The sequence below is a fragment of the Micromonospora globbae genome (assembly GCF_003610785.1).
GTDB lineage: Bacteria > Actinomycetota > Actinomycetes > Mycobacteriales > Micromonosporaceae > Micromonospora > Micromonospora globbae.
The window spans coordinates 172,949-190,337 of record NZ_RAQQ01000006.1; the positions used below are offsets into that span (position 1 = coordinate 172,949).

18 protein-coding genes, 1 tRNA gene and 1 riboswitch are annotated in these 17,389 nt (G+C 71.7%); of the genes, 9 read left to right on the forward strand and 10 right to left on the reverse strand.

Annotation, left to right across the window (positions count from 1 at the left end):
• Window positions 1–2 precede the first annotated feature (2 nt).
• Complete coding sequence (locus tag D7I43_RS10460; RefSeq protein ID WP_120328234.1) at window positions 3–746, reverse strand: class I SAM-dependent methyltransferase; 744 nt, start codon at window positions 744–746, stop codon at window positions 3–5.
• Window positions 747–865: 119 nt separating this feature from the next.
• On the reverse strand, window positions 866–1,135 hold the full coding sequence (locus D7I43_RS32465; RefSeq protein WP_147427241.1) for a hypothetical protein: 270 nt from the start codon (window positions 1,133–1,135) through the stop codon (window positions 866–868).
• Between the two features lie 229 nt (window positions 1,136–1,364).
• Between D7I43_RS32465 and D7I43_RS10465 the strand changes: the two genes are divergently transcribed.
• Window positions 1,365–1,643, forward strand: coding sequence for a hypothetical protein (locus D7I43_RS10465; RefSeq protein ID WP_120328235.1), 279 nt, complete (start codon window positions 1,365–1,367; stop codon window positions 1,641–1,643).
• A 344-nt stretch (window positions 1,644–1,987) separates the two neighbouring features.
• On the opposite strand, the gene D7I43_RS10470 is transcribed toward D7I43_RS10465, so the two are convergent.
• A tRNA-Gly gene (locus D7I43_RS10470) sits at window positions 1,988–2,061 on the reverse strand.
• A gap of 223 nt (window positions 2,062–2,284) precedes the next feature.
• Between D7I43_RS10470 and D7I43_RS10475 the strand changes: the two genes are divergently transcribed.
• Entirely contained in the window at window positions 2,285–3,265 is a 981-nt protein-coding gene (locus D7I43_RS10475) for a zinc metalloprotease (protein ID WP_120328236.1), read from the forward strand.
• Between the two features lie 73 nt (window positions 3,266–3,338).
• On the opposite strand, the gene D7I43_RS10480 is transcribed toward D7I43_RS10475, so the two are convergent.
• Complete coding sequence (locus D7I43_RS10480; RefSeq protein ID WP_120328237.1) at window positions 3,339–3,890, reverse strand: pyridoxamine 5'-phosphate oxidase family protein; 552 nt, start codon at window positions 3,888–3,890, stop codon at window positions 3,339–3,341.
• 100 nt (window positions 3,891–3,990) lie between these two features.
• On the opposite strand from D7I43_RS10480, the gene dcd reads away from it, so the two are divergent.
• Window positions 3,991–4,569 carry a dCTP deaminase gene (gene dcd, locus D7I43_RS10485; RefSeq protein WP_120328238.1) on the forward strand — a complete coding sequence of 193 codons (579 nt, stop codon included), beginning with the start codon at window positions 3,991–3,993 and terminating at the stop codon, window positions 4,567–4,569.
• Between the two features lie 98 nt (window positions 4,570–4,667).
• On the opposite strand, the gene D7I43_RS10490 is transcribed toward dcd, so the two are convergent.
• A complete protein-coding gene (locus D7I43_RS10490; protein ID WP_240032892.1) occupies window positions 4,668–5,645 on the reverse strand; it encodes a C40 family peptidase in 978 nt (325 codons plus the stop codon).
• Window positions 5,646–5,720: 75 nt separating this feature from the next.
• Window positions 5,721–5,858: riboswitch (cyclic di-AMP (ydaO/yuaA leader) on the reverse strand.
• Between the two features lie 254 nt (window positions 5,859–6,112).
• On the opposite strand from D7I43_RS10490, the gene D7I43_RS10495 reads away from it, so the two are divergent.
• A complete protein-coding gene (locus D7I43_RS10495) occupies window positions 6,113–8,134 on the forward strand; it encodes an N-acetylmuramoyl-L-alanine amidase (RefSeq protein ID WP_240032893.1) in 2,022 nt (673 codons plus the stop codon).
• Window positions 8,135–8,191: 57 nt separating this feature from the next.
• Here the strand turns inward: D7I43_RS10495 and D7I43_RS10500 are convergent, their stop codons facing one another.
• Window positions 8,192–9,205 (reverse strand): C40 family peptidase, encoded by a 1,014-nt coding sequence (locus D7I43_RS10500; protein ID WP_240032894.1) that lies wholly within the window; start codon window positions 9,203–9,205, stop codon window positions 8,192–8,194.
• A gap of 193 nt (window positions 9,206–9,398) precedes the next feature.
• Here D7I43_RS10500 and D7I43_RS10505 point away from each other — a divergent pair, with 193 nt between their 5' ends.
• Complete coding sequence (locus D7I43_RS10505) at window positions 9,399–10,079, forward strand: GOLPH3/VPS74 family protein (protein WP_240032895.1); 681 nt, start codon at window positions 9,399–9,401, stop codon at window positions 10,077–10,079.
• A gap of 70 nt (window positions 10,080–10,149) precedes the next feature.
• Here D7I43_RS10505 and D7I43_RS10510 read toward each other — a convergent pair whose 3' ends face one another.
• Together D7I43_RS10510 and D7I43_RS10515 are read right to left on the reverse strand one after the other, a co-directional pair.
• A complete protein-coding gene (locus D7I43_RS10510) occupies window positions 10,150–12,348 on the reverse strand; it encodes a (Fe-S)-binding protein (RefSeq protein WP_120328242.1) in 2,199 nt (732 codons plus the stop codon).
• 322 nt (window positions 12,349–12,670) lie between these two features.
• Window positions 12,671–12,934: a cell division protein CrgA gene (locus D7I43_RS10515; protein ID WP_091126805.1), complete on the reverse strand. Its 264-nt coding sequence runs from the start codon at window positions 12,932–12,934 to the stop codon at window positions 12,671–12,673.
• Between the two features lie 222 nt (window positions 12,935–13,156).
• Here D7I43_RS10515 and D7I43_RS10520 point away from each other — a divergent pair, with 222 nt between their 5' ends.
• The 4 genes from D7I43_RS10520 to D7I43_RS10535 are packed head-to-tail and all read left to right on the forward strand — an operon-like array spanning window position 13,157 to window position 16,636.
• Window positions 13,157–13,963: a DUF881 domain-containing protein gene (locus D7I43_RS10520; RefSeq protein WP_120328243.1), complete on the forward strand. Its 807-nt coding sequence runs from the start codon at window positions 13,157–13,159 to the stop codon at window positions 13,961–13,963.
• A complete protein-coding gene (locus D7I43_RS10525; protein WP_240032896.1) occupies window positions 13,960–15,693 on the forward strand; it encodes a class E sortase in 1,734 nt (577 codons plus the stop codon). Before D7I43_RS10520 ends, D7I43_RS10525 begins: the two co-directional genes overlap by 4 nt.
• A gap of 6 nt (window positions 15,694–15,699) precedes the next feature.
• Window positions 15,700–15,981 carry a hypothetical protein gene (locus D7I43_RS10530; protein WP_120328244.1) on the forward strand — a complete coding sequence of 94 codons (282 nt, stop codon included), beginning with the start codon at window positions 15,700–15,702 and terminating at the stop codon, window positions 15,979–15,981.
• A gap of 4 nt (window positions 15,982–15,985) precedes the next feature.
• Window positions 15,986–16,636 carry an aminodeoxychorismate/anthranilate synthase component II gene (locus tag D7I43_RS10535; protein ID WP_120328245.1) on the forward strand — a complete coding sequence of 217 codons (651 nt, stop codon included), beginning with the start codon at window positions 15,986–15,988 and terminating at the stop codon, window positions 16,634–16,636.
• Window positions 16,637–16,700: 64 nt separating this feature from the next.
• Here the strand turns inward: D7I43_RS10535 and D7I43_RS10540 are convergent, their stop codons facing one another.
• Together D7I43_RS10540 and D7I43_RS33570 are read right to left on the reverse strand one after the other, a co-directional pair.
• Window positions 16,701–17,213, reverse strand: a complete 513-nt coding sequence (locus D7I43_RS10540; protein ID WP_240032897.1) for a SanA/YdcF family protein — start codon at window positions 17,211–17,213, stop codon at window positions 16,701–16,703.
• Window positions 17,213–17,389 (reverse strand): hypothetical protein, encoded by a 177-nt coding sequence (locus D7I43_RS33570; protein ID WP_240032898.1) that lies wholly within the window; start codon window positions 17,387–17,389, stop codon window positions 17,213–17,215. Before D7I43_RS33570 ends, D7I43_RS10540 begins: the two co-directional genes overlap by 1 nt.

Consider the following 17,389-nt stretch of genomic DNA (forward strand, 5'->3'; position numbering starts at 1 on the left):
CGCTAGACAGCTTCGAGGACCAGGAACAGGTAGCACAGGATGTACCCCGAGGGGGAGGTCACGAGGTCGGGGAACGCCTCACGGGCACCGGGTGCGGGAGGTGGTTCGCTCATGACGGCGATCCGGAAGCCGGCCGCGACGAACTCGTTGGTGATCGCGTGCAGTGGTCGGTGCCAGTACGTCAGCACGGCGGGCTGGCCGTCGAACGTGTACTCCTCGGACCACTGTTCGGTGGCGAAGTAGTCGCCTTCGGGCCTGATCAGGTGGTAGACGAAGGGGTGGTTGACGGCCACGATGAGCCGGCCGCCGGGCACGAGCACGCGCCGCAGCTCGGCGAGCGGCGCCGTCCAGTCCTCGAGGTAGTGAAGGACCAGGCACACGACGACGTCGTCGAACGCGGCGTCGGGGAACGGCAGAGGCTCGTCACCCAGACCGCCCTGATGCAGGGCAGTGCCATCGCCGAGCCGCTGCCGGGCCAGGTCCAGCATCTTGGCGCTCGGGTCGATGCCGGTCACGATGGCGCCACGATCGCGCAGTGCCGCGAGCAGGGGGCCGGCTCCGCAGCCGACGTCGAGGATCCGCCGCCCGGCCACGTCTCCCGCCAGGTCCAGCATCGCCGGCCGGGTGTAGTAGCCGTTGATGAGGTTGGACTCGGTCTCGGCCGCGTACGCCTCGGCGAAGCTGTCGTAGTCGTTGGCCAGAGTCTGGCCGGCGGGCCGGGAGGAGTGGTCAAGGTCAGGAGACATGCGGCCGATCCTGGCAGGTTCGGTCGCTCCGAGGTGCCCCGCGGCGCGATCGTGGAGCGGGTGGCGGGAATCGAACCCGCACTGTCGGCTGGAAGTTGCCGATCTGGCCGAATCGGCTGCTAGCGCCGCACGAAGATGAGGCAGGCCATAGCGGCCGCGATGGTGACAAAACCCGCTGCGTTCAGCGTTACCACGATCGGATGCGGAATCGACGGAAACTGCGCTGACGCTCCCAGGACGATAGTGACACCTACCAGTGCGAGCGAGCTGCCTTTGCGCAACGGCAGCGGCGCGAAACTGGAACGTGGCCGCGGTACACGCCCCGTGACGATTATTCCGATGCCGAGAGCTATGGCGACGATGCCGAAAACCTCAAAGATCAGCAGCACGGCGACAGGGGGAGATGCTGACGGGGTGAGCACGGCGTGATCTTTACACGCCTGAATTCCAGCGGCTACCCCGACTGCGCGGCGAGATAGGCATTGCCCCACCCAACCGGTACCTGACCCCCTGGCCGCGATGTACGTGACAGCGGGTCAACGGCATGCTGGCGTCAGCGGATCTCGGATCGGGCACGCGATTGAGGGCGGCTGCCGTCCCGGGTGAGAGGCTGAACGCATGGGACTGGACAAGGAGGCGCCCGCGCGGCTTGCCGACGCACGTCTCGCTGAATGGCGACGCGTCGGCTATGGCGAGTGGTGCGCGATGCTCGGCGACAAGGACGTACGCCAGGTCGTCGGCGAGGATGGCAAGCGGTACAGCGTGGTCAGCTACGCCCTTGACGATGGCGAAGGGCGCGTCCGCATGTCGGTGGCCGTGGACGACGGGGACTGGTCGGCGTTCGTGCCGCTGGTGCGCGACGAAATCATGGAGCCAAATGGCACCTTCGTCGAGTGACCTCTTCTGGTGAAAGAATGATCGATCGTCGGTCTTGAGCTGGGCCCCCGCCACTGAGCGGGTGACGGGGATCGAGCCGCTGTCAGCTTCGGAATGGTCGAGTGGGAGCGGCTGCCCAGGCGTTGGCCTCGCACCCGCCACCGGCCGCGACCGGCCCGCCGCCCTGGCCGACGCCGCAATGCACCGGGTCCAAGGCCAGCCGCACCGGCGTCACCCTGTCCGACCCACGCAACACGGCCGGCGGCGGATCAAGAAGGGTCGGGATCGGGCGCGGCCAGCGCAAGAGGCGGTAGCAACGATCAAGGCCCCAGCCAGGAAACCTGTCCTGAACTGGGGCCTCACGTTGGAGCGGGTGACGGGAATCGAACCCGCACTGTCAGCTTGGGAAGCTGATGTTCTGCCATTGAACTACACCCGCAGGCGGGACCACTGTACCTGAGTCACCAGCCACGTGCACCCAGGTACCCCCTCGGCTGTGGCCGCGTGCCGGCCCGCTGGCCGCCGCCACCCCGCCCAGGAAACTTCCGCCACGGCAACCTATGGGCGTTCTCAAATCTGTCGATCGGTTGTAACGTCTGCCACACGTTCTCAGCCACGGCGCGACACATCCCCCGGTCGCGCCGCCAGAAAGAGGTGGGCCCATGGGACTTCGTCCCCACCTGCTGACCCGGCGTACCGCCGGTGTCGCGTCGACGACCCTCGCGCTGCTGCTCAGCACCGCCGCGGTGGGTGTCGTTCCGGCCGCGTCGGCCTTCTCCGCCGCCCCGGCGGGCACCTGCGTCGAGCCGGCCGACGTCCACGCCGACGCTCGGATCAAGGCGGGCGGCATCGCCCGCCACGAACCCAACGAGCTGACGGCGCAGCAGGTCAAAGAGCGGGAGGCGGACCTGGCGGCCGCGCTGCGGGAGCGTGCGAGCCGGCAGAGCGCCACGGTGGCACCGCTCGCCACGGTCACCATCCCCGTGGTCGTGCACGTGATCCAGGAGGACAGCACCCGGGCCGGCGGCAACATCCCCGACTCGATGATCAGCAACCAGATCAGCGTGCTGAACCAGGCATACAGCGGCGCGACCGGCGGCGCATCGACCGCCTTCGCCTTCCAGCTCCAGAAGATCAACCGGGTCACCAACCCCGCGTGGTACCCGATCGTGCAGGGCTCGTCCGCGGAGCGGTCGATGAAGTCGTCGCTGCGTGAGGGCGGCAAGAACGTCCTCAACATGTACCTCGGCGAGCTGAGCGACGACCTGCTCGGCTGGGCGACCTTCCCGCAGCGGCGGCTGAACAGCATGGACGGCGTGGTCGTGCTCAACGAGTCGCTGCCCGGCGGCACCGCCACGAACTACAACCAGGGCGACACCGCCACGCACGAGGTCGGCCACTGGCTGAACCTCTACCACACCTTCCAGGGCGGCTGCTCCGGCTCCGGTGACAGCGTCAGCGACACCCCGGCCGAGGCGTCGCCGGCGTACCAGTGCCCGACCGGCCGGGACACGTGCAGCGCGCCCGGCCTGGACCCCATCACCAACTTCATGGACTACACGTACGACTCGTGCATGTACCAGTTCACCCCTGGGCAGGCGAGCCGCATGCTGACCGCGTGGAACGCCTACCGCGCGGCCTGACCTTCCGCGTACCGCCGGTGCCGGCCCCATGGCGAGGGGGCCGGCACCGGCTTCTTTCTCTCCCCAGGACGTGTCAGGCGGCCGAGCGGTGGGGTTCGCGGCGGGCGGGGCGCGTCTGCCGTACCGGCGTCGGCCCGGCCCGACGGCCCGGCGCCCGCGGGTCGAGCCAGACCTGCACGGCCGGACGGCCGTGCCCCTCGCCCGGCCCGCCGGCGGTGCCCGAGTCGCGCCGCGCCAGCATGGCCACGTCGACGGTGAACTCGAACAGCCGCCAGTCGACGTGCGGAGCGGCCCCGGCGCGGGCCGCGAGCCGGGCCACCCGGCCCTGGTCGGTGACCGGCAGGGCCTGGCCGGCCACGTAGGCCTCGTCGTCGCTCTCCTCCGGCGGGAAGGAGTGCAGGGCGTAGCGCCCGTCGCGCTCCAGGTCGCGCCGCTTGGGCGAGTCGATGATGAAGCAGAACAGCCCTTCATCGGTGATCACCGGAGACACCGGGTGCACCCGGGGCCCGCCGTCGGCGCGGACCGTGGCCAGATAGCCGAAGCCCGGACCGTACTGCTGCAGGAGAATGCGGATCCCGTCGGCGAGCCGGGGCTCGTCAGCGGCGAATTCGGACCAGGAAGCCATGCCGGCATTCTATCGAACAAATGTACGAGGAGCGACCGCGACGCGCTGGTCACCGGCACCGGGATCGAGCCGGCGAGGCGCGCCTCGCTATGGTGGTGCGATGCTGCTCTCCGACCGCGACCTGGTCTCCGAGATCAAGGCCGGCACGCTCGGGCTGGAGCCGTTCGAGCCCACCCTGGTGCAGCCGTCGAGCATCGACGTACGCCTCGACCGGCTCTTCCGGGTCTTCAACAACCACCTCTACACGCACATCGACCCGGCCCGGCAGCAGGACGACCTGACCTCCGTGGTCGAGGTCCCCGACGGGGAGCCGTTCGTGCTGCACCCGGGCGAGTTCGTGCTCGCCTCGACGCTCGAGGTAATCTCGCTCGGTGACCAGCTCGCCGGCCGCCTGGAGGGGAAGTCGAGTCTGGGCCGGCTCGGCCTGCTCACCCACTCCACCGCGGGCTTCATCGACCCCGGCTTCTCCGGCCACGTGACGCTGGAACTGTCGAACGTGGCCAACCTGCCGATCACGCTCTGGCCCGGCATGAAGATCGGTCAGCTCTGCATCTTCCGGCTCTCGTCGCCGGCCGAGCACCCGTACGGATCGGCCGTGTACGGCTCGCGCTACCAGGGCCAGCGTGGCCCCACACCGAGCCGCGCCTGGCAGAACTGGCGTACCTGGCCGACCCGCTGAGCCGGACCCCGGGGCGGCGGCGAGGCACCACGGGTCGCCCCTGACGAGAGGGGCCCTCCGCCGGCGCATGCGCCGGGAAGGGACCCCTCCTTCGTGCGTCAGCCGGGGCGGCCGAAGCTGTGGATCGGGCCGTCGTCGACCTTCTTCATCTTGACCGGCACTCCGGCCTGGGAGGCGTGCACCACCCAGCCGCCACCGACGTACATGCCGACGTGGTGCAGGTCGCTGTAGTAGAAGACGAGGTCACCGGGGCGCAGGTCGCCGCGGCTCACGGTCTTGGTGACCCGGCGCTGCTGGGCGGCGTTGTGGGGCAGCGAGACCCCGGCCTTGGCCCAGGCCGCGAGCACGAGGCCGGAGCAGTCGTACGAGTCGGGGCCGTCGGCGCCCCAGACGTAGGGCTTGCCGATCTGGGCGCAGGCGAACTTCACGGCCACGCCGGCGGCGCCACCCGGGTAGGTGGCCGGGCACGGGGCGGGTCGCAGCGGTCCGCCGCCGCCGTTGCCGTACACCTTGATCCGCAGCTTCTGCAGCCGGTCGATCTCGGCGTTGATCTGCTTCTTCTTGGCCGCGAGCTGGGCCTCGGTCCGGGTCAGCTGGGCCACCAGGGTGTCCAGCGGCTCCTTCTGCCGGACCAGCTCGTCGCGCAGCTGCGCGACCTGCTGGACGTCCTTCTGCTGCGTCTGGGCGAACCGGTCCAGCAGCTCCAGCTGGCCCATCAGCTCGCTGGGGCTCCGGCTGCCGAGCATGGCGTTCACCGTGGACAGGTTCTCGCCCTTGTACGCCCGCGCCGCGAGGGCGCCGACCTTGTCCATGGCCTGGTCGACCTGGACCTGGAGGGGCTTGATCCGCTTGGCCAGGGCGTCGGCCTGCTTGCGCTTGGCGGCCAGTTCCTGGCGGGTGGCGTTGTGCTTCTCGATGACCGGCTCGAGCTTGTTCCAGTCCTCGTCGATCTGCCGTTCGATCTCGGCGACCGACGGGTCGGCGTGCGCCGCGGTGACGCCGCCGGTCAGGACGACGGCGACGCCGACGAGGGCGGCGAGGGCGGTGGTGAAGCGGGACCAGCGTGGACGCGGCACACCCGTCGCACGGTCGGCACGCGCCGACCGGTTCGACGGAGGCCGCGGGGCATGGTGGGCCACCGGGCTCCGTACTCCTTCTTCCCTGACCGCCTACCGGGTTAGCTGACGGGTTCGGGCGGGAAGGGAGGCGCCCTACCGCATCGCTGCGGATTCACCCCGGAAACCTGGGTCCCCGGCTCGCTCCCGAGAGCGACTCGGCGGTGTCGGACCGTTACCGCCCGGGTGGACGGACCTGCTGCCGGCCGACGATTGACCAGACTAGAGAGGCGCGTTATCGATTCGCAACCCGTCAGGCCGTGACACTCCGTACGCGGCACAGCCGACCGCACGCCCGGTGCGACGCCGTAGATTTTCTTCTTCAAACGTCGATAGATGGAAAGGTATTGACCTGAACGCAGCGTCGGAGCGAAGGTGGGCCCACCTGCACCCGTCCTTCACTGGGGGGTTCGATGCACCGATCAGCCATGTCGAGAAGCCGGCGGGCGCTGCTCGCCGCCGCGGTGGTGGCCGCCGCCGCGGCCGTACCGCTCACCGGCGGCCCGGCCGGCGCCGCGCCACCCGCCGGGGCCGCTCCCGTCGACGACCGGCAGCAGCAGTACGCCGCCGCGGCGGCCGAATACGGCGTACCCGAGAGCGTCCTGCTGGGCGTGTCCTACCTGGAGTCCAGGTGGGACACCCACGCCGGCGCGCCCAGCACCAGCGGCGGCTACGGCCCGCTGCACCTCACCGACGCCGCCCACGTCGCGGCGCTGCCCGCCAGCCACCACGTGGACGAGGGCGAGGACCCGCGCGGCGACACGTCCCGCCCGATGACGGTCACCACGCCCGCCGCCGCCCCGGCGGCCGACGGGCCGGACGCCGCGTCACTGCGGACCATCCAGGCCGCCGCCACGCTCACCGGCGCCGACGTCGAGGCCCTGCGCTCCGACCCGGCCACGAACATCCGCGGCGGGGCGGCGCTGCTCGCCGCGTACCAGAGGGAGCTGGGCGGACCCGTCGGCGCCGGGACCGACCCGGGCGCCTGGTACGGGGCGGTGGCCCGCTACTCGGGCGCCGACACCGAGGAGACCGCGGCCGCGTTCGCCGACGAGGTGTACGCGCAGATCCGTGAGGGCGCGAGCCGGCGGACCGACGACGGCCACCAGGTGACCCTGGCCGCGCGGGCGGTGAGCCCGCGGGAGGACGCCCTGCACCGGCTCGGGCTGCGCCGCGCGGAGCGGCCCGACGGGCTGGAGTGCCCGGTCGGCCTCGGGTGCGAGTGGATCCCGGCGCCGTACGAGCAGTACGGCCCGGGCGCCGGTGACTACGGCAACCACGACCTGGGCAACCGGCCGGCCCAGCAGAAGATCGAGTACATCGTCATCCACGACACGGAGGGCTACTACGGCCCCAGCGTCGGCCTCGTGCAGCAGGCCGACTACCTCGGCTGGCACTACACGCTGCGCTCGGTCGACGGCCACGTCGCCCAGCACATCAAGGCCAAGGACGTCGGCTGGCAGGCCGGCAACTGGTACGTCAACGCGAAGTCCATCGGCATCGAGCACGAGGGCTTCGCCGGGCACGGCACCTGGTACACCGAGGCGATGTACCGCACCTCGGCCAAGCTGGTCCGGTACCTCGCGCACAAGTTCAACATCCCGCTGGACCGCCAGCACATCATCGGGCACGACAACGTCCCCGGCACGGTGGCGTCGACGGTGGCCGGCATGCACTGGGACCCGGGCCCGTACTGGGACTGGTCGCACTACTTCGACCTGCTCAAGGCGCCGTTCCGGACCACCGGCACGAAGCGGACCGGCCTCGTCACCATCGACCCGGACTTCGCCGCCAACCGGCCAGCCTTCTACGGCTGCAACCAGCAGCCGCCGGGCGTGCCGGACCCGCCGCCGCCGGCCGAGCCCTGCCCGCTGCGCGGATCCTCCGCCGTGATCCTGCACAGCGCGCCGAGCCACGACGCGCCGCTGGTGAACGACCTCGGCGAGCGCCCGGACGGGTCGCCGGACACGATGTACATCTCCGACCACGGCGCCCGCGCCTCCGCCGGGCAGACGTACGCGGTGGCCGAGGTACGCGGCGACTGGACGGCCATCTGGTACCTCGGGCAGAAGGCGTGGTTCCACAACCCGCCCTCGGCGCCGACGGCGAAGTGGGCCACCGGGTTCGTGGTGACGCCGAAGCCGGGTAAGGCGACGATCCCCGTCTACGGCCGGGCGTACCCCGAGCAGGACGCGTACCCGTCCGGCGTGCCGTACCAGACGATCTCTCCGTTGCAGTACACGTTCCCCGCCGGCCAGCGGTACGCCGTCGGCGGCATCCTGCCGAGCGAGTACTACCGTGCCGTCACGTTCGACGGCTCGTCCCCCGGCGACTGGACGGTCGTGCGGGGTGACCTGCGGTACGTCCAGGTCCAGTTCGGCCACCGCATCATGTACGTCAACCTCGACGACGTGCTGGTGCTCCCGTCACCGGTGGGCGCCCCCCGGTAGCACGAAACGCGAGGGCCCCCGGCCGGTCGGCCGGGGGCCCTCGTCGTGGGCGGCGGGTCAGCCGGGTCGGCGGAAACCGGCGACCGGCATGTTGTTGATGCTCGCCACCTGGACCGGTTTGCCGGCCCGTGGCGCGTGCACCATCTGGTCGTTGCCGAGGTAGAGGCCCACATGGTGCAGGTCGCTGAAGAAGAAGACGAGGTCACCGGGGCGCGCCTCGGAGCGCGGGATGGCCCTGCCCTCGTTCCACTGTGCACCCGTGAAGTGGGTCAGGCTGATCCCGGCGGCCTTGTACGCGTACTGGGTCAGGCCGGAGCAGTCGAACGCGTCCGGGCCGGTGGCGCCCCAGACGTACGGGTCGCCGACCTGCTTGCAGGCCGTCTTGATGGCGATGTTCGCGGCACTGCTGACCACACCCCGGACCGTCGGGCACCCGGACACCTTGACCACGGTCTTCGGCAGCGACGCCTGGAGCCGCTTGATCTCGGCGTCGATGTGCTTCTTCTTCGCGGCCAGGTCGTTCTTCTGCTTGGTCTGGGTGGCGATCAGGGCGTCCAGCTTCTGCTTCTCCGCATCGTACTTGGCGCGGACCTTCAGAATGCTCTCGACCTGCCGGCGCTCCTGCTTGGCCAGCCGGTCCAGAATGGTGAGCTGCTCGGTGAGGGTGTCGGGCTTGGCGCTGACCAGCAGCGCACCGATCTCCTGCGAGGGGCCGGTGATGTAGTAGCGGGAGGCGAGGTCGCCCACCCGGGTCATCGCCAGCTCGCTCTGCAGAGCCAACGGCTCGATCTTCTTCTGGAGGTTGTCCGACTTCTTCTGGTTGACCTTCAGTTGCGCCCGCACCTTGTTGTACTGCTCGATCGTGGGTTCGAGCTGCTCCCACTGCTTGTCGATCTGCTTCTCGATCTCCTCGACCGACGGGGCGGCGTGTGCCGGCGCGGCGAGCAGACCGGCGCCGACGGCCGCGACGGCGGCCAGGGTGAGCAGGCGACGGGCGGCCCGGCGCAGGCCACCCGGACGAGCGGAACGTCCCGGTGCGTGACGATGAGGGGGCATGGTTGCCACCGGCACCGACTCCTTTGCAACCGACCGCCGGGCGCCTCGCAGAGGGGAAGAGGGGCGAGGGCAGACGACCCTCAGCGGTCGGTGCCCCACGATAGGGAAGCGCCGGAGCGGAATCAAGGCGGCCCAGCGCGTCGTGACCCCCGTGCGACGGCACGCCTACGAACGGTGTCCGATGGCCGCGTGCCGCTACCGTCGGCTCATGGCGGATCTCACGCTCGCGCACGAACTCGCCCTCCTCGGCTACGACGACGCCGGCGTCAACCGGCTCGGCGCCCCCCATCTCGGCTTCGGTCTCGCCGGTGCCCTGCTCCTCGAACTCGCGCTCGCCGGACGGGTCACCGTCGCCGACGGCCGGCTCGTGGTGACCGGCACGGACCCGCTCGGCACGCCGCTGCTGGACGACGCGCTCGCCCGGATCGCCACCGACCCCAAGCGTCGCCGGCCCCGGGACTGGGTCCGGCTGCTCGCCAAGGATCTGCCGGACCGGGTGCTGGACGGGCTGGTCGAGGCGGGCGTGCTGCGCCGCGAGTCCGACCGCGTGCTGTGGGTCTTCCCGCGTACCCGCTATCCCTCGCCGACGGGCGCGGAGCCGGTCGTGGAGACCCAGGCCCGGCAGCGGATGCTCGCCGCCGTGTCTTCGGACGGGCCGGTGGAGCCCCGTACCGCCGCGTTGGTCAGCCTCACCCGGGCCGTGGGTCTGGACCGCAAGCTCTTCCGCGACCTGCCGCGGTCGCAGGTCAAGCGGCGGCTCGCGGAGATCTCCGAGGGGAGTTGGGCGTCCGAGGCCACGAAGCGGGCGATCGCGGACACGCAGGCCGCGGTGATCGCGGCCACGACGGCCGCCAGCACGGCGGCCATCATGACCACCACGACCGCCTGAGCGCACGACGCGGGACGGCGGTGGTCAGGTGCCACCGCCGTCGCGCACAGGCTCCCGCGGGCGTACGCGGTCAGCCGGCGACCGGCTCGGCCTCCTTGTCGCCCTGCGCCTGCTCGGGCTTCACCGACCGCAGCAGGACGCTCGCCACGTCGACCACCTCGACCTGCTCGCCGGCGCCCTTGCCGTTGACGCCGTCGTTGAGCATCGTCGAGCAGAACGGGCAGCCGACCGCCACCGTCTTCGCGCCGGTGGCCATGGCCTCCTCGACGCGCTCGACGTTGATGCGCTTGCCGATCTTCTCCTCCATCCACATGCGGGCACCGCCGGCGCCGCAGCAGAAGGAGCGCTCGCTGTTGCGCGGCATCTCCGTGAGTTCGCCCTCGATGGCGGTGCCCAGCACCTCACGCGGAGGGGCGAAGACCCGGTTGTGCCGGCCCAGGTAGCAGGGGTCGTGGTAGGTGACGCCGCCGTCGACGGGCTGTACAGGGGTGAGCTTGCCGGTGGCCACGAGGTGGGCGAGCAGCTGGGTGTGGTGCACGACCTCGAACTCGCCGCCGAGCTGGCCGTACTCGTTGCCGAGGGTGTTGAAGCAGTGCGGGCAGGTGGCGACGATCTTGCGCTTGCTCTTCTCCCGCCCCTCGAACGCCTCGTTCAGGGTCTCCACGTTCTGCTGGGCGAGCATCTGGAAGACGAACTCGTTGCCGATCCGGCGGGCCGGGTCGCCCGAGCAGGTCTCGCCCTCGCCCAGGATGGCGAACTTCACGCCGGCCTCGTGCAGCAGGGTGGCGACGGCGCGGGTGGTCTTCTTCGCCCGGTCCTCGAACGCGCCGGCGCAACCGACCCAGAAGAGGTACTCGAAGTCGTCCACCTCGCCGACCCGCGGCACCTCGAAGTCCAGGCCCTTGGTCCAGTCCTCGCGGGTGTTCTGCGGTGCGCCCCACGGGTTGCCCTTGTTCTCCAGGTTGCGCAGCATGACGCCGGCCTCGGACGGGAAGCTCGACTCGATGAGCACCTGGTACCGGCGCATGTCGACGATGTGGTCGACGTGCTCGATGTCGACCGGGCACTGCTCGACGCAGGCGCCGCAGGTGGTGCAGGACCAGAGCACGTCGGGGTCGATGACCCCGCCCTCCTCGGCGGTGCCGACCAGCGGACGGTCGCCCTCGGCGAGGGCCAGCACGTCGACGTGGGCGAGCTGCGCCTCGGTGGCCTTCTCCTCGCCGGTGAGGTCCTTGCCGCCGCCGGCCAGCAGGTAGGGCGCCTTGGCGTACGCGTGGTCGCGCAGGCTCAGCACGAGCAGCTTCGGCGACAGCGGCTTGCCGGTGTTCCAGGCCGGGCACTGCGACTGGCAGCGGCCGCACTCCGTGCAGGTGCTGAAGTCGAGCAGGCCCTTCCAGGTGAACTGCTCCACCTGGGCCACCCCGAACTGGTCCTTCTCGGGGTCGGCCTCCTCGAAGTCGAGCGGCTTGCCGTTGCTCGTCATCGGGCGCAGGGCGCCGAGGCCGGAACCGGCGGCCTTGGCCGGCTCGCGCTTGAAGAAGATGTTGGGGAACGCGAGGAAGCGGTGCCAGGCCACGCCCATCGTGACGTTCAGCGAGATCACGATGAGCCAGGTCATCGAGATCACGATCTTGACGAGGGCGGAGACGTTGACGCCGGCCTCCCAGGCCGGGAGGGCGTTGCCGATCGCGTGGCTGACCGGGGTGGCCCACACGGGGTACGCGAAGTGGTCCGTGGCGACCTTGAACCCGCGGATCAGGAAGCCGAAGATCAGCACGAGCAGCACGACCCACTCGACGAAGTAGCCCTGCCACATCGTCGAGCCGGTGAACCGGGAGCGGCCGCCCGGCCGGTTGGGCCGGTTACGCAGCCGGATCGCCATCAGGACGAGGATCCCGGCAAGGCCCAACACGCCGATGATCTCGGTGGCCAGGCCGAAGATCGTCCAGTGCCCGATGATCGGCAGTTCGCCGTCGACGGCGACCACCTCGAAGTACGCCTCCAGCACCAGCAGCGACAGCACGATGAACGCGACCATCACGAACCAGTGCGCGGCGCCCACCACGCTCCACTTGAGCATGCGGGTGTGGCCGGCGGTCTCCACCAGCATGGTCCGGGTGCGGGTGGCCTTGTCGGTGAACCGCTCAGGAGCGGGTTGACCGAGCCGGATGACTGCCACCATCTTCAGGACCGCGCGTACCGCAAGCCCCACCGCCACGGCGGTGATGGCGGCCGCGAGGATCGTGGTGACGATCTGGACGCTGCCCATCGAGTTGGCCTCCCGGTCTGCTGCCTGTCGAGCGGCTCGGCGACCGGTGCCCGGGACGGGACGCGATCGGCGAGCCGCCGCTGCCACACCCTCGACCCGACCGGTCGATGACCGCGCTCCGCTCGGTCATGCAGTGCAGCCTACGCGCAAGGTTACCCAGCAGTAACGTGAGTCTTCTCGCACCCGGGCCGCGCCGCCCTGCGCACACCATAGGGGCCCCCGCCCGGATCCGCCGGACGGGGGCGACGTCGAGTGAGGTGGATCCGCTCCGCGGGGCGTCCCGGGCCGGGTCCGCCCCCGGTGCGACGGGGACGCCGCGGGGTCAGCGCCAGCGGGAGAGCAGGATCAGGGAGGCGACCATCGCGCCGAAGCCCACCGCGAGGTTCCAGTAACCCCACGACATGACCGGGTACGCCTGCTCGGAGAGGTAGTAGACCACCAACCAGCCGATGCCGGCGACGATGAGCGCGACCGCCGTGATGGGCAGCCAGACCGGGCTAGGCTTACGCGTCGCCGCCGTCGCCGTCGGGCGCACGTCCGTCGGCGGGGTGTACACCTTCTTCTTGCGGACCTGAGACTTGGGCACGACGCTCTCCAGAGGGGGATATTACGACCTCGTCCGGCCTGTCAACCGGGCGCGGGGGCGACGGTCCATGGCCAATAATGTTCGACAGCTAGCGTAGTCCGGAAGACGCGCCCAGGCCACGAATGGGGTCAGGCGGATGCGCGGAGTGACCAGAATAGGTGGGTTGTCACGGGTCCACCTCCGGCCGGGAAGCCGGCGGGGTACGACGGGAAGGAACGCTCGGTGGAGTACACATCCGGCGCGGCCTCCTGGCAGAAGGTGCTCCGGCGCGCCGTCGCCGGGCTGCTGCCACGGCGACGGCGGCAACGACGGCCGGGCTGGTCTATCGGGGTGCCCGTGATCGCCGCCGCGGCCGGACTCCTCTTCACGACGACCGCCACCACGGCGGGCGGCACCGCCCTGCGAGAGGACCGGCGCCCCCAGCTCACGCAGTTGATCGAGGAGCGCCGCCAGCAGGTGACCGCCAGCGAGCAGCGCGCCGCGGAGCTGCGCCAGGACGTCGAGGAGCACACCGCCGCGCTCGCCGAGCAGGACGGCCCGATCAAGGCACAGCAGGAGCGGGCCGTCGCCAGCCGGGAGGCGGCCGGGTTCACCGCGCTCACCGGGCCGGGGATCACCGTCGAACTCAACGACGCGCCCCCGCGCAAGGACGAGCGCCTGCCGGAGGGGGTCACCAACGACGACCTGGTGGTCCACCAGGGCGACGTGCAGGCGGTCGTGAACGCGCTCTGGGCCGGCGGCGCCGAGGCCATGTCGATCATGGATGTCCGCGTACTGGCCACCAGCGCCGTACGCTGCGTCGGTAACACCCTGCTGCTGCACGGCCGGGTGTACTCCCCACCGTTCAAGATCGTAGCAATCGGCGATCCGGCCGCCATGCAACGGGCTCTCGCCGAGTCCGAGGGAGTCCGGTGGTTCAAGGCCGCGGTCGACGACTACCAGCTCGGTTACCGGGAGTCCGTCTCCACGGTGACCGTGCCGGCCTTCGAGGACTCGACCGCGCTGCGCTCGGCCAAGGTGCTCGGGTGAGCACCGGCGACCGGCCCGACGGGCGACACCGGGACGTCCGCGACGACGCGACCGCCTTCCTGCCGGCGGTCGACCCGGCGGCCGACCGGGACGAGCCGTCGGACGGCCGCCCGCGGAGCGCCTGGCCCGACCCGGTGCTACCGCCCCGCGCGCCGGCCACCCCGCAGCCTCCACGGCATCCCGCCCCGCAGCCGTCCGCCTCCGACCCGCTGCCCCGCCGGTCGCCCACCACCCCACCGCCCTCCACCGCGTCCGACCCCCTGCCGCGCCGGTCGCACGCCGCCCCGTCGGCAGCGGGTGGAGTGCCCGGGGACGGCGCGGTGGCCGACGACGCCTCGGCGTTCGCGCCCCGACCCGGGAACGGCGGGCGCTTCACCCAACCGCTCCGACCGCCGGCCGGCCCCGCCTCGCCCCCGCCGCCCTGGCCCGGCGCCGCATCGACCCATGGTCCCGGCGATCCTGGGCACTCCTTCCCGGCCGGGGCTCCGGGCTGGGGCGACGGCACCGCCGACGGGTCGTACCGGCCGGCGTCGCCGGTCCGGCCGGCCACGCCCGAGGGCCGCCCCTCCCACCCGGCCGCGCCCGAGGGCCGCCCGTCCCGCCCGGCCACGTCCGCCCGGGGCGCCGACGACCGCGCTCCGTACGCCGCCGCGCCCGGCGCGCCGACGCCCGGTCCGTCGGCACCCGGCCGCGGTGGCCCGCCGGCCGCCGGCCCGGACGGCCCGACGGCGTTCCTTCCGCCGGTCGCCTCCCGCCGCGGGTCGAGCGGACCCGTCCCGCCGTCCGGTGGGCCGAACGCGCCGGTGTCGCCGGCCGCCGATCCGGCGGCCACCGCGCTCATCCCGGCCGTCACGACCCCGGCCCGCCACCCGGCGCTCGACTCCACGGCGCTCATGGGCGCGGTGCCCAAGCCGCCGGAGACCGACGACCCGGTCGACACCGCCCCCGCCGAACCACCGCGCCCCCGGCGCGGCGAGCGGGTGGTCCGCCTGCGCCCGGAGCAGACCGGTGAGGGCTACAAGAGCGTCTACTCGGAGCTGACCCGGCCGTCGTTCGGGTCCCGGCTGCGTACGGGCCTGCGGGTCACCGGCGAGCTGTTGATGACCTTCGGCCTCGTGGTGCTGCTCTTCGCCGGCTACGAGGTCTGGGGGAAGTCCGCGATCGTGGACGCACACCAGAACGACCTCAGCCAGCAGCTCGCGCAGGCGTGGGGGCCGACGGGCGACCCGACCGTCGCCGCCTCGCCGACGCCGTCGGTCAAGCAGAAGCCGCCGGCGCACGGCAAGCCCCTCGCGGGGCTCTACATCCCGAAGCTCGACAAGAACTGGGTCGTCGTCCAGGGCGTGACCCAGGCGGACATCCGGTACGCGCCGGGCCACTACCCGGACAGCGCCATGCCCGGCGAGGTCGGCAACTTCGCCGTCGCCGGGCACCGGAACCGGGCCACGTTCTGGCGGCTCGACGAGCTCGACAAGGGTGACGCGATCGTGGTCGAGAGCAAGACCGACTGGTACGTCTACAAGGTCTCGCAGTCCCGGATCGTCAAGCCCACCCAGGTCGAGGTGGTGGCGCCGGTCCCCGGGAAGCCCGACGAGAAGCCCACCAAGGCGATGCTCACGCTCACCACCTGCAACCCGAAGTTCGACAACTACCAGCGGTTGATCATCCATGCCGAGCTGGAACGGACCCAGCCGAAGTCGGCGGGCCGCCCGGCGGAGCTCGGAGGCTGAGCCGTCATGTACGCGTGGATCTGGCGCAAGCTGCCGTTCGGCCTGGCCGGCAAGCTGACCGGCTCGGTGCTGCTCGTCGCCGCCACGGTGGCGCTGCTCTGGTACGTGGTCTTCCCGTGGGCGGAACCCCTGCTGCCCTTCGACGACGTACAGGTCACCCAGGACTCCGGCGAGCCCGGCGGCCCGGCGGGCAACGTCATCCCGGGCGACGCGCCGCCGGGTGACGAGCACGACCTGCCGTACGACACCGAGCGGAACAACACCCCGCCCGCCTCCCCGAACCGGTGACCTCATGCGTGTACTCGTGATCGACAACTACGACTCGTTCGTGTTCAACCTCGTGCAGTACCTGGGCCAGCTCGGTGTGGAGTGCGAGGTACGACGCAACGACGAGATCGACGTCGCCGAGGTCGGACGCGTCCGCGCGGCCGGCATCCTGCTGTCGCCCGGGCCGGGCAGCCCCGACCGGGCCGGCATCTGCCTGGACGTCGTCCGCCGCTACGCCGGCGAGGTGCCGATCTTCGGCGTCTGCCTCGGCCACCAGGCGATCGGCGAGGCCTTCGGCGCGACCGTGGCCCGCGCGCCCGAGCTGCTGCACGGCAAGACGTCCGAGGTGCGGCACCACTCGGTCGGGGTCCTGGCGGGCCTGCCGGACCCGTTCACCGCGACCCGCTACCACTCCCTCGCCGTGCTGCCCGAGACGCTGCCCGACGAGCTGGAGGTCACCGGCTGGACCGGGTCCGGGGTGGTCATGGCGATGCGCCACCGCACCCTGCCGATCGAGGGCGTGCAGTTCCACCCGGAGTCGGTGCTCACCGAGGGCGGGCACCTCATGCTCGCCAACTGGCTGGCCGGCTGCGGTCACCCCGAGGCGCTGGAGCGTGCCCCGGCACTGGCCGCCGAGGTCGATGCCCGCCGCCGCGCCGCCTTCGCGGCCGCCTGACGCCGCGCCCCGAGAATCGGCAGGGCCGGCGGGGCACGGCTCCGGGAACGTCGGCACCCCGACGTCACCTCGTCAACGCGTCGTCCACCTCGCGGCTGGGGGGTGAGCTGACCGCGGGCGGCCTGCGCCGGACGGCGTCCCAGGCAGCCTTGCCGCTGGCGAAGTAGTCCCGTACCGCCTTGCGGGCCAGCAGGGTCGCACCGCAGCCGGAGCAGCGGGCGTCCACCCCGTCGGCGTCGAGGCCCAGATGCCGGCACAACGTCACCGCCCGGGACAGGTGGTACGACTGTGTGACGACGAGCGCACGCTCGACTCCGTACACCTCCCGCGCGCGGATGCAGCTGTCGTAGGTGTCGAGACCGTAGGGGTCGGCCACGACCCGGAGCGGGTCGACGCCCAACTGCTCGGTGAGGTACGACGTCATCACCGCCGGCTCGTCGCCGGACGCGCCACGCCCGTCCCCGGAGACCAGCACCACCCGGGCCCGCCCGCGGTGCCACAGCTCGGCGGCCGTCTCCAGGCGCCCGGCCAGTCGCTCTCCCGGCTGCTGCCCGTCCACCGCCGTGCCGAGGACCATCACGACATCGGCGACCGGGGCCCGTCCACGTCGTACGCGTGCCCGCGGGCGCTGATCGTCGTCCACAGCCACGGAACGCTGACGAGAAGCAGCGCGACCAGCAGCAGGGCGGCCGTGCGGAGCAGACGCCGTCGCCGGCGGTCCGGCCTGCCGCACAGGCCCGTCAGCGCTCGCAC